Source organism: Paenalcaligenes sp. GW821-LYS-B07-1 (assembly GCF_058803365.1).
Window position 1 is genome coordinate 1,332,162 of the sequence record NZ_CM179516.1, and the last position, 14,503, is coordinate 1,346,664.

Annotated in this window: 16 protein-coding genes; 5 read left to right on the forward strand and 11 right to left on the reverse strand. The window is 50.0% G+C overall.

Annotated features, from left to right (window positions below):
* The first annotated feature begins 2 nt into the window (after positions 1-2).
* The gene (locus AC3QL0_RS06205) at positions 3-1,505 is read left to right on the forward strand and encodes an NAD(P)H-hydrate dehydratase (RefSeq protein ID WP_493010549.1); all 1,503 of its coding nucleotides are present in this window, start codon (positions 3-5) and stop codon (positions 1,503-1,505) included.
* A gap of 100 nt (positions 1,506-1,605) precedes the next feature.
* Positions 1,606-2,460 carry a carboxylating nicotinate-nucleotide diphosphorylase gene (gene nadC / locus AC3QL0_RS06210; protein ID WP_493010550.1) on the forward strand — a complete coding sequence of 285 codons (855 nt, stop codon included), beginning with the start codon at positions 1,606-1,608 and terminating at the stop codon, positions 2,458-2,460.
* A 30-nt stretch (positions 2,461-2,490) separates the two neighbouring features.
* Here nadC and AC3QL0_RS06215 read toward each other — a convergent pair whose 3' ends face one another.
* From AC3QL0_RS06215 to AC3QL0_RS06255, 9 genes are all read right to left on the reverse strand, one after another.
* Positions 2,491-3,054, reverse strand: coding sequence for a Spy/CpxP family protein refolding chaperone (locus AC3QL0_RS06215; protein WP_493010551.1), 564 nt, complete (start codon positions 3,052-3,054; stop codon positions 2,491-2,493).
* A 97-nt stretch (positions 3,055-3,151) separates the two neighbouring features.
* Positions 3,152-3,847, reverse strand: a complete 696-nt coding sequence (locus tag AC3QL0_RS06220) for a response regulator (protein ID WP_493010552.1) — start codon at positions 3,845-3,847, stop codon at positions 3,152-3,154.
* The gene (locus tag AC3QL0_RS06225; RefSeq protein ID WP_493010553.1) at positions 3,844-5,232 is read right to left on the reverse strand and encodes an ATP-binding protein; all 1,389 of its coding nucleotides are present in this window, start codon (positions 5,230-5,232) and stop codon (positions 3,844-3,846) included. Before AC3QL0_RS06225 ends, AC3QL0_RS06220 begins: the two co-directional genes overlap by 4 nt.
* A gap of 56 nt (positions 5,233-5,288) precedes the next feature.
* The gene (locus tag AC3QL0_RS06230) at positions 5,289-5,618 is read right to left on the reverse strand and encodes a DHCW motif cupin fold protein (protein ID WP_493010554.1); all 330 of its coding nucleotides are present in this window, start codon (positions 5,616-5,618) and stop codon (positions 5,289-5,291) included.
* A 91-nt stretch (positions 5,619-5,709) separates the two neighbouring features.
* Positions 5,710-6,471: a nucleotidyltransferase domain-containing protein gene (locus AC3QL0_RS06235; RefSeq protein ID WP_493010555.1), complete on the reverse strand. Its 762-nt coding sequence runs from the start codon at positions 6,469-6,471 to the stop codon at positions 5,710-5,712.
* An 87-nt stretch (positions 6,472-6,558) separates the two neighbouring features.
* Positions 6,559-7,062 carry a GNAT family N-acetyltransferase gene (locus AC3QL0_RS06240; RefSeq protein WP_493010556.1) on the reverse strand — a complete coding sequence of 168 codons (504 nt, stop codon included), beginning with the start codon at positions 7,060-7,062 and terminating at the stop codon, positions 6,559-6,561.
* Positions 7,063-7,104: 42 nt separating this feature from the next.
* Positions 7,105-8,298 (reverse strand): MFS transporter, encoded by a 1,194-nt coding sequence (locus AC3QL0_RS06245; RefSeq protein ID WP_493010557.1) that lies wholly within the window; start codon positions 8,296-8,298, stop codon positions 7,105-7,107.
* Positions 8,299-8,476: 178 nt separating this feature from the next.
* Entirely contained in the window at positions 8,477-8,833 is a 357-nt protein-coding gene (locus AC3QL0_RS06250) for a nuclear transport factor 2 family protein (protein ID WP_493010558.1), read from the reverse strand.
* Between the two features lie 56 nt (positions 8,834-8,889).
* Complete coding sequence (locus tag AC3QL0_RS06255) at positions 8,890-9,390, reverse strand: HPP family protein (protein WP_493010559.1); 501 nt, start codon at positions 9,388-9,390, stop codon at positions 8,890-8,892.
* 92 nt (positions 9,391-9,482) lie between these two features.
* Between AC3QL0_RS06255 and AC3QL0_RS06260 the strand changes: the two genes are divergently transcribed.
* Together AC3QL0_RS06260 and AC3QL0_RS06265 are read left to right on the forward strand one after the other, a co-directional pair.
* Complete coding sequence (locus tag AC3QL0_RS06260; protein ID WP_493010560.1) at positions 9,483-10,034, forward strand: TetR/AcrR family transcriptional regulator; 552 nt, start codon at positions 9,483-9,485, stop codon at positions 10,032-10,034.
* Between the two features lie 164 nt (positions 10,035-10,198).
* The gene (locus AC3QL0_RS06265) at positions 10,199-11,281 is read left to right on the forward strand and encodes a linear amide C-N hydrolase (RefSeq protein WP_493010561.1); all 1,083 of its coding nucleotides are present in this window, start codon (positions 10,199-10,201) and stop codon (positions 11,279-11,281) included.
* Between the two features lie 107 nt (positions 11,282-11,388).
* Here the strand turns inward: AC3QL0_RS06265 and AC3QL0_RS06270 are convergent, their stop codons facing one another.
* On the reverse strand, positions 11,389-11,865 hold the full coding sequence (locus AC3QL0_RS06270) for a GNAT family N-acetyltransferase (protein WP_493010562.1): 477 nt from the start codon (positions 11,863-11,865) through the stop codon (positions 11,389-11,391).
* A 422-nt stretch (positions 11,866-12,287) separates the two neighbouring features.
* Positions 12,288-12,680, reverse strand: a complete 393-nt coding sequence (locus tag AC3QL0_RS06275) for a tetratricopeptide repeat protein (protein ID WP_493010563.1) — start codon at positions 12,678-12,680, stop codon at positions 12,288-12,290.
* Between the two features lie 220 nt (positions 12,681-12,900).
* Between AC3QL0_RS06275 and AC3QL0_RS06280 the strand changes: the two genes are divergently transcribed.
* A complete protein-coding gene (locus AC3QL0_RS06280; protein ID WP_493010564.1) occupies positions 12,901-14,478 on the forward strand; it encodes a phytoene desaturase family protein in 1,578 nt (525 codons plus the stop codon).
* The last annotated feature ends 25 nt before the right edge of the window (positions 14,479-14,503 follow it).

Below are 14,503 nucleotides of genomic sequence, written 5' to 3' on the forward strand. Positions count from 1 at the left end.
CCATGCTTGCTGCACACACGCTTTTCAGTCCTAGCCAAGTGGCGATGTTAGATGCAGCAGCAGTAGAGGCAGGGGTTTCGTTGCAAACGTTAGTGTACGTGGCGGGTACGCGCGCAGCTGAAGCCATTCATGTACGCTGGCCTACGAAAGCGATTGTTGTGTTGTGTGGCCCCGGTAATAACGGGGCAGACGGCTGGATTGCTGCACAGCATTTACGTACGTTGGGGCACAAGGTACGTATACGCATCGTGGCACCCATAGAAAACGCAAATGCCCAAGTGCAATGGGCAGCCAGCTTGTGGCCAGAAAGTGTACAGCCTAGCGATGATTGTGATGTGCAGTCTGATGAATTGGTGGTAGATGCCTTGTTTGGTACAGGGCTGAAATACGCCTTAAGCCCTGTGTTGCAGCAGTGGGCTACGCATATTCAGGCTTTAGGTGTGCCAGTGTGTGCGTTAGACATTGCCTCAGGGGTGAATGGTGCAACAGGTGCCGTAGCAGGGCAGGCGATTAAAGCCACGTTAACGTTGAGTTTTTTGTGTGCTAAACCTGGGCATTATCTATTGCCTGGGCGCGAGTACACCGGTGAGCTGCAGGTATTGGCCCTGCCATTTCCGTTTGCTTTGTGGCAGCGTGTAGAAACCGATACCGCATGGCGTCAGCGTTTGGGTACTGTTGTGCAGCTAAATAGTCCAGCATTGTGGGGTACACAGTTTCCCGTTGCAGGTATGGCGGGACATAAATACACCCGAGGACACGCCAGTGTTGTAGGGGGTGAGCAGCTAACTGGTGCCGCTAGCTTAGCGGCGATGGCTGCCCAGCGTAGCGGTGCGGGCTTAACTAGTGTTGTGGCGTCCGCACAGGCATGGTCGGTATATGCCACGGCTTTGCCCAGCAGCATTATGGTGCAAAGCGTTGAGCCAACTGAGTGGCAGCAGGCGTTACTAGATGATCGTCAACACACATGGTTGGTAGGCCCAGGGGCTGGTGTGACTGAGCACACCAAGCAATGTGTGCTACAAATTTTGCAGGCAAAGAAATCGGTGGTGTTGGATGCTGATGCTATCACGGTATTCAAAGGGCAGGCGGCGTTATTAACACAGACCATTGCTTCGCACTGCGTGATGACACCCCACGAAGGCGAGTTTGCGCGGCTCTTCACGCGCAGTAGCGATAAGCTGCAAGACGTAGTGAATGCGGCCAAACAAACAGGTGCTGTGGTTGTGCTTAAAGGCGCAGACACGGTGATTGCTGCACCCGATGGGCGAGTCGTGATTAATGCGAATGCTCCTGCCTATTTGGCTACTGGTGGTAGTGGTGATGTATTAGCGGGGATAGTGTGCGGGTTGTTATCGCAAGGTATGCCGGCTTTTGAGGCAGCGTGTGCGGCAGTATGGATGCATGGCGAAGCGGCGCAGCAGTGTGGCGTAGGGTTAGTGCCGGAAGATCTGATCGCGGCATTGCCACTGGTGCAACGCCAACTGTTGCCGTTATTGCAGGGCTAAAGCATAGCCACTATACTGCGTAGATCGTAGCGCCTGTTGAGGCGCTTTACTTTCATCCATAAATACTCATAATGAGCATAATAATTCCTAGGAGCAAAGCATGACAACCGCTATCCATTCATTACCGCGCATCATGGTAGAACCCGTGGTACGAACCGCATTATTGGAAGATTTAGGCCGCAGTGGCGACATCACTAGCCAAGCCGTAGTGCCTGCGGGTACTCAAGCACACTTGCAATTGGTGGCGCGTGAGAATGGGGTATTGGCGGGGATAGAGGTCGCAAGGCTCGCTTTCATGTTGATGGATGAAAACTGTAGCTTCGATGTGCTGTGTGAGGATGGCGCTGATCTACAAGCAGGTACAGTGATTGCCGATATCCAAGGGGATGCCCGAGCAATGTTGACGGCAGAGCGCACTGCGCTGAATTTTCTGGGGCATTTAAGTGGCATAGCATCGGTTACTAGGCCTATTGCGCGTGCTGTTGCGCCGTATGGCACCACAGTCAGTTGCACACGTAAAACCTTGCCTGGTATGCGTATGCTGCAAAAGTATGCTGTACGTGTAGGAGGTGGGAGCAATCACCGTTTTGGCTTGGACGATGCAGTATTAATTAAAGACAATCACATTGCTATTACAGGTGGTGTGCGTGCAGCCTTAACGCGTGCCAAAGCGAATGTGGGGCATCTGGTGAAAGTAGAGCTAGAGGTGGATACCCTTGAGCAGCTAGATGAAGCACTGCAGTGCGGGGTAGATGTGGTGCTCTTGGATAATATGCCCATACCCATGTTGAAAGAGGCGGTGCAACGCATAGGAGGGCGAGCTATCTGCGAAGCGTCAGGCGGCATTACCCCAGAAAGCGCCATCGCTGTGGCGCAAACTGGGGTAAATCAAATTGCGATGGGTTGGCTAACACATAGTGTGCGTGTGTTAGATATAGGCTTGGACAGCGTGTAAGGCGTAACGGACCAAGCCTATGGCCTGTTGTTAGAAGCGACCAGAGTGTTGGCCACCACCGTGGCGAGGGCCATTGTGTGAACCATCCATGTCACCTCGGCAATCACCTCGGTCGCCACGATTACTGTGTCGGCTACCGCGCTGTTGATCACGGTTAGCAGCTTGAAACTGCTGCAGTTGCTGACGTTGTTCAGGAGTTAGTACCGCCATACGTTGGGCTTGCAGTCTAGTGCGTTGCAGGCTTAGGTCGGCTTCGGCTTTGGCTAATTTTTCGCTGCTGGCTTTAGCTTTGGCTTCATCAAAGGTTGCTGCGTTAGACACATTACGTAATTCGATGCGGGCATCGCGTACGGCATTGTGCAGACGGCGCATTTCCGGTTCCTGCTGGTGACGCAGTTCAAACAATTGGTCTTGTTGTGCTTGGCTCAGGTTCAGATCACGGAAGTCAGACATACCGTGGTTAGATACCGGGGTACCAGTGACTTGTATAGGGCTAGAGGCTGGTGGTGTGCTTTCTACCGCTTGAGTCAGAGGGGAAAACACAGCCGCTACGGCAACAGTGGCAGCCAAGAGGGAAGTACGTAGTTTCAGCATGGTGAATCTCCTTTTGCGTTAAGCGTTGAGCTGATGACTACATAGTAGGACCGCACTGTGCAGCAAATTGGCAAAAAATATGGAGAAAATGTGAAGCTTAGGCACTGCCTTCTTCAAATTTGTAGCCCACGCCATAGATGGAGCGTATGACCTCTTGGTCAGGGCGAATGGCTTCCAGCTTCTTGCGTAAGTTCTTGATATGACTATCTACAGTACGATCGGTTACGATGCGATGATCGTCATAAATCAACGTTAGTAGTTGATCTCTGCTGAAGACTTGGCCAGGGGAATTCGCCATCAGGGCAAACAACCGGAACTCTACGGGTGTAAGGTCTAGGGTGACCCCATCCAGTTGTGCTAAGAAACGGGTTTCATCAATATACACACCACTGGCGGTGGCGTTATCGGTAGCAGTTTGCGGCTGTTGATAGCGTCGTAGTACGGCTTTGGTGCGTGCGACCACTTCGCGTGGGCTGTAGGGCTTGCAGATATAATCGTCAGCGCCTAGCTCTAAGCCTAAGAGCCGGTCTATTTCTTCCACCTTGGCTGTCACCATGATGACGGGGATTTGGCTGTGCTGGCGTAACTCACGGCAAATAGTCAGCCCATCTTTGCCGGGTAGCATGAGGTCTAACAGTAGCAAATCGGGTTTGAAAGCGGTGAGCGCCTGTTCTACATCATTGCCATTGAACACAGCATGGCATGCATAGCCAGCGGCTTCTAAGTACAGAGTCAGCAGCTCTACCAGCTTGGGTTCATCTTCAACAATCAGTATGCGTGCAGAAATGGTCATGATGGTTGTCGCAAAGGAAGCATCACATGAATACGTACACCGCCTAACGGCGAGTGTTGCGCTTGAATAGTGCCGTGGTGGGCATGTGCAATGCGTTCACACAGCGCTAGCCCTAAACCTGATCCGCCTAATGCTCTGCTGCGCGACGGGTCTACACGGTAAAGGCGTTCGCATAAATGCGGTAAATTTTCAGACGCTACACCAGGTGCAGAGTCATCAATAAACACATGCAGGCCGTCAGCCTGTTGTTCGGCCTGTATGCGGACGTCGCCGGGCGCATGGGTGTAGCGCAGGGAGTTTTCTAGCACATTGCTAAATAGCTGATTTAAGCGCGTGCTATCGCCTTGCAGGGTGGGTAGCTCTGGCACATCAATGTTAAGCGTCAAGCCTTTGGCTTCCAAACGAGGTTGGTACGCATCGTAGCAACGCTGCAAGATAGCACGCAGGCTAGTGTTGGGTTGTAGGTCAAACTCTAACGCACCGGAGTCAGCAAGTGACAGCATGTGTAAATCATTAATGAGCTGATTTAATTGAACCACTTCTTGCTTTAAGGACTGTAGAGTCTCTGGTGTGGGTTGGCGTAGGCCATCCAGCAGGGCCTCTATTTCACCTTGCAAAATAGCTAGGGGGGTACGTAGTTCATGCGAGATATCAGCTACCAACGCTAAGCGTAGCTTTTCAGTGGCTGCCAACGAGTGCGCCATGGCATTGAAGTCTTGGGCAAGTTGGCCCAACTCATCTTGGCTTTGTGTGGGAATACGTACGCTGTAATCGCCAGCGGCTACTTGTCGGGTAGCGCGCGCCATACGCTGTATGGGCTCAAGCAACAGGCGGGCAAGTAAGTAACTGACCAAAGCGGCTAGCAGTACGCTCAACCCGGCTATAGACCATGTGGCCTGTAGTTGTTGCTGCTCAAAACGTTGTTCAGCTGCGCTATCAAAGAGTTCTATAGAAGGGGGAGGGTTGTAGAGCAGCGTACCAATGGTAGTACCGTCTTGCACCAGTTCGTGGCGTATCCACCCCGAGGTTTGTCGGCTTAACGACCCGGCAATGAATTTGTCGTTGGGATCAACTAAGGCAATAAAGGGCATACCGCCTTGGCCATGGCCACGAGGGTTACCATGACCAGGCATTTCATTGCTGGTGGCTTGTAGTGCACGCCACCAACGAGAACGGCCCTCTATAAAAGACCAGTTACCTTGTTGGGCATATTCATCCAATAAGAACGAGGCTAGTGACTCTATGCGTTGTTGCTCGCGCTCTAAGCGGTAGTCCACAAAACCGCGATCAAAACTCCAACGAATGGCGCCACCCATTGCCACAATCAACAAGATGCTGGTGGCGAGTATGGCTAAAAACAGCTTGAGAAAAAGATTCAGGCGCATGGCAACAATCCGGCGGCAGGGATAGTGCTAATAGTGTAGCGCCTTATGTGGGTTCGTCAGTCAACAATGAAAAGCTTGGCACCAGTTTGAGTGCTGGATCGGTGGGCTTCGGCGTGATCTGCCACCTGATAGCTAATGCCCGGGGTGAGCGTAAAGCGACGGCCGTCGTCCAGTTCGGTGTCTAAACAGCCTTCCAAACACAACAAAATATGCCCTTTGCTGCACCAGTGATCGGCCAAGTAGCCCGCTGAATACTCCACCATACGTACTCGAATATCGCCAAAGTGGCAGGTGCGCCAGTGCGCAACACCGTGTATGCCGGGGTGTTCAGTTGGAGAAATAGTGGACCAGTCGGTTAAGCCAAAAGGAATGTTGTGCAACTGCATGGGGGCTCACAGGGAGAAAGAGAAAACTAGGTTGTACCGTGAGTGCTATGGCTTGTCATCCTAGGAATCTCCCTGTTGGTTTCGTGATGACTTAGTGTGTGTGCTGTTGCATCCATTGCATAGCGGTTTCTAGCTGCGCACAAAACTCGGCAACACCAGAGGTGGGCGTGTGGGCATGTTGCAAAAAGAAGGGTAAAAACTCCGCTGAGCTAGGGTGGTGTGCTACAGCAAAGCTCACATACTCTTCTAACGTGTTAGGCCAGTAATCAGCCGAAACAGGGCGCAGAATATTGGTCGCACGTATCAGCTTTCTAGAGGCCTCTTTTTGCAGACGGCGTATGTGAGATTCCGGGGCAGTTTCTTGCAATCGCAGCCTGTAACCTTGCAGCACAGCAAGGTAGTCACCATTGACCGCGATTGCAATTTCATGTGAAGGTGAAAAAAGCGGAAAATGCTCACCCAGATCATCCCCCTTGATGCAACGGCAATGGTGTTTGAGCCAATAGCCCCAACTGTAATGATTTTTCTCGGTCAGTACCTCGGCCCTAGTCCCGCAATCAATATCGACTTTGCTCACACTGAAGTGGCGTGCAGCGGTAGTGGTACATAAGTCGGCCAACTGCTCGGTTTGGGCAATGCTCAGCGGATGGCGAGTAATCAAGCATAGATCTACGTCTGAGCTACCCACGGTAGCGGTGCCTCGGGCCACACTGCCGTAGAGGTAAAGACTATCTATAGCGTCACCCAGTATGCGCTCAAGAGCACGACAGAGTTCATCCACTACAGGCTGGAATTCCACCTGCAGTGGCATAGGGGCAATAGTAGGTAGGGTGGGGGCGTGTGTGGTGGTCATGACCTAAGAGCGTCTAGCTTGAGGTGTTTAAGATGCGAATAATGCTAGTACGGTCACATGTAGAGTATGTGGAGATTTGGATATGGATTATGGAGACAGCGTCAACACCATCGTTTGCGACAGCAAGGTAGAGCCTTCGCGCAATGGGGTAGGTGTACCGATGGGGGTAAAACCATAACGACTATATAGATGTATAGCAGCTGAGTTGGATTGTGTGACCCCTAACTCTACCGTGCGCATGCCAGCGTCTTTTGCCCAGTGTATGGCGGCATCCAGTAGGAGCTTGCCTGCGCCGTGCCCACGTTTGGCAGGATCAACCCACATTTGGAACAGGTCGGCGGTAGTAGCGGATTTAGTAGCCAGCTTGCACCACACCAAACCGCATGCGACGCCGTGATGATAAGCAATAAAAATACGATCATGTGGCGATGCTAGAGCGGTAGCAATGCGTTGAGCCCAGTCAGCATCAGAGCGTGTATGTTCAGCCTCGTAGGTGCTGCCAAATGCGTCGGGTGAGTCCTGCAACGCGTGTAGACGCAGTGTTTTATGTTGCTGCCATTGCGATGCGGCTAAAGGGCTGATGGTGATCATGGGGTACTGCCAAAAGAATACGTGCGTTTCAGTATGCCATGCTTATTCAGTGTGGTGGGTGCGGCGTTGATGCAAGCCTAGCCAGATTATTGATAATGCAGATAATCCTAACCACGGTAACAACATGAGGTTCATGCTAGCCCAGCCTATGGTTTCCAATAGCCAACCAGCGCTAAATGCACACACTACACCTACGATAAAGATCACCATGTCATTGGTAGCTTGAGCGCGTGCTTTTTCGTGTGGGCTATAGGAACAGGTGAGAAGTGTGGTGCTACCTATGTACATGAAGTTCCAACCCACACCCAGCAAAGTGAGTGAGCTGACAAAAGACACAAAGCTAGTACCCGTCATCGTTATGAGAATATGAGCGGCAAACAGTAGGGCGCCCACAAGCATGATGCGTAATACACCAAATCGTGTGATGAGCGATCCTGTAAAAAATGAGGGTAAAAACATACCCAGCACATGCAACTGAATAACGATAGTTGCTGTGCCCAGCTCGTGGTTGTGGTAGAGCATGGCTAAGGGCGTTGCTGTCATGGCCATAATCATGATGCCGTAGCTGGTAGCACCACCAAATAAGGCTACTAAATAGGTAGGCTGGGCCACAATATGCAGCAAAGATCTGGCGGGTGTGTTGTGGTGGGTTACCGCGGCATAAACAGGTGGTGCGTGAAAACTTAGCAGCACACCTACTGATATCAAGGCTATTAAAGCAATAAGTAAAAATGAGCCCAAGTAGTAGGGTTGCATGAGCGGTCCGCCCATTTGCGCGAGTACCGGTCCAATCAACGCTGCAGCGACACCACCAGCAAGCACCAGTGAAATGGCGCGAGGTCTGAAATCTGGGGCAGCAATTTCACTTGCCGCAAAGCGATAGAACTGAGCAAAAGCTTGATAGCAGCCAATAAAAAACGTGCCTAATCCCAATATGGCCAACGAGTTTTCCAAAATGCCTATGCTGGCAATAAGCCCACCTGCTGTGCCCAGCAAGGCTCCCACCAGAAAACCCATGCGTCTACCTACTTTGGCCATCCAGATTGATGCGGGAAACATCATCAGGGCGGTACCGAGGAACATAGTAGCGATGGGCAGTGTGGCCCAGCGAGCCGAGCCAGACATGGCTGCGCCCGCTAAGCCGCCAATGGTCATGATGGCAACATAAACGATTTGAAAAAGAGCCTGAGCACTAGCAAGAATAAATACTTGCTGGTGCATGGTTTTGGTGAACATACGCTGCCCCGCGTGCCTATACCTTGCTGCCCATGTACGCTAACCATAAAGGCTAGGTGCTGGTAGTTGTTTTATTCAATAAATCTTTTGATTGTTGTGTTGGGCAGGAAAAGTTGTCAAGAAAACATCTTCAACAGGGCGTAACGATTTGCGAATAATGTCTTTTGAAAGTAGGCGTTTAGCGAATGAAGGTGCCTTGGTGATAACGCATTTTCCAGTGGTCAGAGTCGCGTAACCACAGGGAACTGCGTAATGAGTGGGTCATGGTTTCAGCATGGTGCTTCTCTAGTCTATATGTAACAAGGATGACATCACTGCTGAGTTTCTGTGCTTGCATCTCGTGTACAGAAAACGTCGTTTCTGATTCTGTAGGCAAGGTGGCCAGCACAGTTTCTTTGCCAAAGGCCTGGCCGGAGGCCCCTACTTCTTGAAAATCATTACTCAGTAATGCATTAATACGCTGCTTGTTAGCACGAGTAGTAGGGTGCAGCAGCTCACGCTCCATGAGCATGACAAGGTTTAGGTCGTTATTCATCCAGATAGGGGGCGTGAGTAGCTACAAAAAATGATGGTCGAGTCGTCAGTCTAGCGTCAAAGCCAATATTTTGGGTAGCTGTCTGTGCTGCGGGCATTATTCACAAAGTACGCGATGATGACGATCACTAACGAGCCCAATAAAACGGGGGAAATCAAATAACTGATGGATGTGTGGGCGGCAATCACAATCAACGGGTCGGCACCTGCGGGGGCGTGTACGGTACGTGTAATTTGCATGGCAGCTAAGGCTAAACCCACACTAAGGGCTGCGGCTAACCATCCATCACCGACTAGCCATAACACCAGTAACCCTACGGCAGTGGCGACCAAGTGACCACCCACAATAGCGCGAGGTTGGGCTAAAGGGGAGTCAGGCACCCCAAAAGCCAATACACAACTCGCACCAAAGGGTGCCATTAGCCAAGGCGTGCCTGATAGCACGCTTAACCAACCCGTGATGGCGATGGCAATGGCCGCTCCTACTGAGGAAATAAAGATGAACTTTAGAGGTGGTGCAGGGGGCGCATTAGAAGAAAGTAAACGACGCATAGACATGGTTAATGCTCTTTTAAGTAGTCAAGAAGTGCTAGTTTGAGCTAGTATACTGATCAGTATCTTTAAGTCAACCGATCGGTATACTTGTTGCCATGACTACAGCACACCATATTGCATCCTCATCCTTACAGTTGTTTTATCAAAATGGCTTTCATGCGACTGGAGTAGAACTACTTAGCCGTGAGGCTGGCGTGACGAAAAAAACGCTTTATAGGCATTTCGCTAGTAAAGATGTATTGATAGCGGCAGCATTGGAGTTACGACATACATGGTTCATGGATAAAATGCGCTGCTTTGTAGAAGCTTCACCTGAGGTGGATCGCCCGCTAGCGTATATAGATTTCATTGCAAGTTGGACGCAAGAAGAGGGTTTTTTTGGTTGTGCGTTTATTAACGCAGCAGCAGAGTTTGCGGCCGCGGATATGCCGCCGCATCAACAGGCGGCTAGCCATAAACAAGAGGTATTGGAATACGTGCAGCAGTTATGTCGCCATGCTCAGGCTACACAACCAGAGCTGATTGGCGAACAACTGTATTTATTGGGTGAGGGGCTGATTGTGACTGGCCAAGTACAGGGGTACCAGCAGTCAAAAGTAGAATCTGCCAAACTCATGGCGAAAATGGTATGGCAGTCTGCGTGTTAAATGATCGCAAATAGCAAACCGGAAATTTTGGTAAAGCTGCAGGGGAATAAATGCTGGCGTTAATGCATTTGGGTTATGCTCATGCAATAGCGAACGCACGGTAAAAGGTTTTATAGTGATGTTTCGTGCTTCCCCAACATTGATATGCTATTTGGATTCTAAATATGTGCACCTCTTTACTCTATTTTGATCAACAAGCAGCACCATATGCGGGGCGCACCTTAGAGCTTCCTTTTGATATGCCGTATATTGTGGTGTATCAACCTAAAGGAACGGCCTTTTCATCGCAGGCGAATAAGCATGTGGCATTACCATTTATTGCCAAGTACGGGTTTTTGTCAGTGAGTATTCCAAATGGTTCGGTCGACGAACTTAAAACCGTAGAAGGGGTTAATAGCCAAGGTCTAACCTTTAGTCTGTTGGCGTTTGCGACGACGCAAGGCCCCGAAGACACCTTAGATAACAGCGTGCCAGTATTGGCAGCTATTGATCTGGGCAATTGGGTATTGTCACAGTTTCAGTCAGTGGCTGAGGTAAAAGAGGCCATCACCAATCAACCTGTGCTGACAACAGCAATTGAGCAGATGGGCGGTGCACAAACACCGTTTCATTACGCCATACATGATGCAACTGGTGCATCACTGGTGATCGAGTATTCGCATGGTAAACAGCAAGTGTATGACAACCCACTAGGGGTAATGACAAACGGCCCAGATTTCTCGTGGCATCTGACTAACTTAAGCAATTACACCTTCTTATCTAATATTGATCAGTCCAGTCTGACCATTAAGGGCCAAACGTTCCAGCAGCCAGATTCGGGTATTGCAACGGTGGCATTGCCAGCATCAAATACTGCGGTAGGGCGTTTTGTGCGTGCGGTGTACTACGCACACTTTAGCGAAAAAGCGAAAGACGCAAATAGTGCAGTAACAACGCTGTCGCACATTATGAATAACTTTGATAGGCCGCGTGGTATCACCATAGACTCACAAAGCACTAATAAGGGTGCTGATGCTATGGCGCCTGACGTAAACGGTTTTGCAGGTTACAGTTCTGAGTACACTACATGGACATCATTAACTGATTTGCGCCAAGGCCGTATCTATTTACGTACCTACGACCAACTGAATTATGTGCAGTTTGATTTGCAGCCGTTGTTAGCGTCTACACAGCGTATGTTGTTGCCATTGGCTAAGTTCCAAGCAGGAAGTTTGGACGGCACGAGCATGTTGCAGCAAACGGTATAAGGTTTAGTACGCGGCATAAAGAAACCCGTCTTGCGTGAGGAGGACGGGTTTTTTTAATGGGTACATGGGCGTAGTGCGTTCAAAAGGTGGTTTGTGGAGTTGCTGGGCTAGTTACCTGCGCTGTGCTCTAGTTCCATCATGTAGCCTCTATGCACAGCAGTGAAGCCTAATTGCACATAGAAACGGTGGTTATCTGGCCGCGCTGTATCGAAGGTTAATTGTGCGAATTGGCAGTGACGGGCTTTGCATTTTTCTATTGCCCATTTAATCATGCTTTCTATCAAGCTGTTGCCTCGGATAGTACGAGACACACGTATGGTATTGATTTCTCCTCGCCAGGCACCTTGGTAAGACAAGCCGGGGATAAAAGAAATTTGCAATGTGCCACAAATCACGCCATCTATTTCTACGACGGCTAAGAAGTGGTTAGGGTCGGAATCTAAGGCTTGAAAAGCATTTAAGTAGTTTATAGGAAGGGGCCAGCGTGAGTCTTCCCTTTCGTGGCCAAGTACGTCATCGGCTAGGATGGCGACGATTGCTTCTAGATCTGATTCTTGAGCGCGGCGAAAAATAGGGTCAGACATATATTCAATCTCCTGTTGGTTAAAGAAATGGCTACATGTTTTTAACTAAAGGGTTGTGATATGTCTTTCTATTTTTCATGAATTATTATCCCAAATCTAAGAAACAAAGAAAATAATTACGTGGATAATCAGTTTCTGATGGGAAGTCACAACACTAGAAGTGTTAGATGTAGTGCGGGTAAGCATTTTCAAATAATGAATAAAAGTTCACAATAGATACTTATGTGATGTGCCAAGGTATAGGGTAGGGATGAAAGAGATAGAAGGCAAATTGGCCTTTCTTGAAGCAGCGGAAAGTCTTAAAAGCGTATTGCGCAGTGGGTTCACCTCCAGCGGGCGTGCCAAGAGCACGGCCAAACACAGCAGCGTATAGAGCAAGACACGCAATAAAAAACCGCCTAAGGGCGGTTTTTTATTGGTAGTTAGTTTATTTTGAGTTGGCTGTAAATGGAGCAACCTTCAGAGAGTCCCGCTGCACAAGACTTTCCAAACCACGCCAGAGCTTCCGCATCACTTTGTGGTACGCCTTGGCCACGATAATGCAGCACACCCAATTGGAATTGCGCCAGCGCTTCATTCTGTGCGGCGGCACGGCCAAGCCATTTATGAGCTTCTGCATAATTCTGAGGCACAGAGTTCCCTTCTATATACAGCACGCCTAACGCCGCTTGAGCAAAGCTTTCGCCTTGTTCCGCCAATTTGTGCATTTCTTGTACTTGTTGTGGGGTGTAGTCGGCTTCTTGTGCTTGAGCACCAGTAGCTAACGCCGTAAAGAGGGCCACGCTAGCGGCAAGTTTCATCATTGTTTTAATCATGATTATCCTAGTGGTATGTAGCGATTCAAGCTGTTATGCAGTAGAAAATAGGGTGAGGCTTTTAGCCATTGTAGTACAGCGCATGTCAGTAACTGGTGTGTTGCCGCTGTCTCTATCACCGCTTTATAACAACTCTATTCATGTGAATGAAATTTTCATGCACGATAGGTTTCAGCAGTAGAATAAACATAAAAATAGTTTAGAACTAAAGGAGTTGAAAATGGGAGCAGAGACAACGGACGCTATTGTGATTGGAGCGGGTCACAATGGATTAGCTGCGGCGGTAGAGTTAGCCAGCCGCGGTTGGAAGGTACGTGTAATAGAAGCTAAAAGTTCGGCAGGTGGTGCTGTAAGCACACAAGAGCTAACGTTGCCAGGGTTTAAACACGACGTATGTGCCATGAACTTATCTTCTTTTGCAGGATCCGCCTTTTATCAGCGCCATAAAGAATCATTAGAGCGCCATGGTTTGGCGTTTGTACCAGCGCAGCATTGTTTTGCGAGTGTGTTTAGAGACCACAGCTACCTAGGTGTTAGTACAGATATAGACACGACCTTACAACGCATACGTGCCGTGTCTGAAAAAGATGCAGCGGCGTGGCAGAGCATGCTGGCAGATTTCCAGCGTAAAGCACCACACCTGTTTTCAGTACTGGGTAGCCCTATGCCTTCTACCGCCTTGGTGAAAAGTGTGTGGCGTAGTTGGCGTGAACTGGGCAAGGATGGGGTGGCTGAACTGTTGCAGTTGCTGTTGGCGACGCCACGCGACTTTCTCGATAAGCATTTCGAAAATGACTCTCTTAAAGCCATGATGGCAGCGTGGGGGTTGCATGTGGATTTCGCGCCAGATACAGCGGGTGGCGCCTTGTTCCCGTACTTGGAGTCTATGGCTAATCAAGCGTTTGGAATGGTGATAGGAAAGGGCGGGGCAGATACCATTATCAAGGCGATGATGGGGTTACTGCAGGAGCTGGGGGGCGACATTCTGTTGAATGCACCTGTGCAGCATATTGAGCAGACCAAAGGCAGGGCGAGTGGCATTGTGCTTAGCGATGGCCGTCGATTTTGCGCTACTAAAGCGGTGATTGCGAATTTACACCCGCAGTTGGTGTTTGGGCGTCTGGTAGACACACAAACAGTGCCCGTACCGTATCAGAAAAAAGTGGATGCCTTCCGTCCTGGTCTGGGCACGATGATGATTCACTTGGCATTGGATGAGTTACCCGACTGGAAAGCTGGGGCAGAGCTACAGCGTTTTTCGTACGTACATATAGCCCCCGATTTAGCCATGATGAGTAAGGTGTATGCCGAGGCGGCAGCCGGCTTATTACCGGCTGAACCGGTATTAGTGGTGGGGCAGGGAACGGCGTTAGATTCCTCCCGTGCACCGGAAGGCAAGCATACCTTGTGGGTGCAGGTGCGTGTGTTGCCTGCCGACATACGCGGTGATAGCTTGGGCGTGATAGCGCCTGCCAAATGGGCACAGGTGAAGGCCGCCTATGCAGAGCGTGTATTGGATGTGCTAGAGCAGTACGCTCCTGGGCTGCGCAGCAAAATTCTGGCCTCGCACATTCTGTCTCCCAGTGATTTAGAGCAGTTCAATGCCAATTTGATTGGTGGTGACAACCTATCGGGCAGTCATCACCTAGATCAGAACTTTTTTTTGCGTCCAGTGGCGGGGTATTCCAAATACAAAACACCTATCAAAGGTTTGTATTTGTGCGGAGCTTCGACATGGCCAGGGGCGGGTACAGGAGCGGGCTCTGGCTATATGTTGGCGACTATGTTGGCAGCGTAGTAATGATCATGAGCCAAAATACCTA

What these genes read in the sequence shown, in the direction of transcription:
- AC3QL0_RS06205 (WP_493010549.1), top strand. Translation starts at nt 3, where the DNA reads ATGCTTGCTGCACACACGCTTTTCAGTCCTAGCCAAGTGGCGATGTTA.
- nadC (WP_493010550.1), top strand. Translation starts at nt 1,606, where the DNA reads ATGACAACCGCTATCCATTCATTACCGCGCATCATGGTAGAACCCGTG.
- AC3QL0_RS06215 (WP_493010551.1), bottom strand. Translation starts at nt 3,054, where the DNA reads ATGCTGAAACTACGTACTTCCCTCTTGGCTGCCACTGTTGCCGTAGCG.
- AC3QL0_RS06220 (WP_493010552.1), bottom strand. Translation starts at nt 3,847, where the DNA reads ATGACCATTTCTGCACGCATACTGATTGTTGAAGATGAACCCAAGCTG.
- AC3QL0_RS06225 (WP_493010553.1), bottom strand. Translation starts at nt 5,232, where the DNA reads ATGCGCCTGAATCTTTTTCTCAAGCTGTTTTTAGCCATACTCGCCACC.
- AC3QL0_RS06230 (WP_493010554.1), bottom strand. Translation starts at nt 5,618, where the DNA reads ATGCAGTTGCACAACATTCCTTTTGGCTTAACCGACTGGTCCACTATT.
- AC3QL0_RS06235 (WP_493010555.1), bottom strand. Translation starts at nt 6,471, where the DNA reads ATGACCACCACACACGCCCCCACCCTACCTACTATTGCCCCTATGCCA.
- AC3QL0_RS06240 (WP_493010556.1), bottom strand. Translation starts at nt 7,062, where the DNA reads ATGATCACCATCAGCCCTTTAGCCGCATCGCAATGGCAGCAACATAAA.
- AC3QL0_RS06245 (WP_493010557.1), bottom strand. Translation starts at nt 8,298, where the DNA reads ATGTTCACCAAAACCATGCACCAGCAAGTATTTATTCTTGCTAGTGCT.
- AC3QL0_RS06250 (WP_493010558.1), bottom strand. Translation starts at nt 8,833, where the DNA reads ATGAATAACGACCTAAACCTTGTCATGCTCATGGAGCGTGAGCTGCTG.
- AC3QL0_RS06255 (WP_493010559.1), bottom strand. Translation starts at nt 9,390, where the DNA reads ATGTCTATGCGTCGTTTACTTTCTTCTAATGCGCCCCCTGCACCACCT.
- AC3QL0_RS06260 (WP_493010560.1), top strand. Translation starts at nt 9,483, where the DNA reads ATGACTACAGCACACCATATTGCATCCTCATCCTTACAGTTGTTTTAT.
- AC3QL0_RS06265 (WP_493010561.1), top strand. Translation starts at nt 10,199, where the DNA reads ATGTGCACCTCTTTACTCTATTTTGATCAACAAGCAGCACCATATGCG.
- AC3QL0_RS06270 (WP_493010562.1), bottom strand. Translation starts at nt 11,865, where the DNA reads ATGTCTGACCCTATTTTTCGCCGCGCTCAAGAATCAGATCTAGAAGCA.
- AC3QL0_RS06275 (WP_493010563.1), bottom strand. Translation starts at nt 12,680, where the DNA reads ATGATTAAAACAATGATGAAACTTGCCGCTAGCGTGGCCCTCTTTACG.
- AC3QL0_RS06280 (WP_493010564.1), top strand. Translation starts at nt 12,901, where the DNA reads ATGGGAGCAGAGACAACGGACGCTATTGTGATTGGAGCGGGTCACAAT.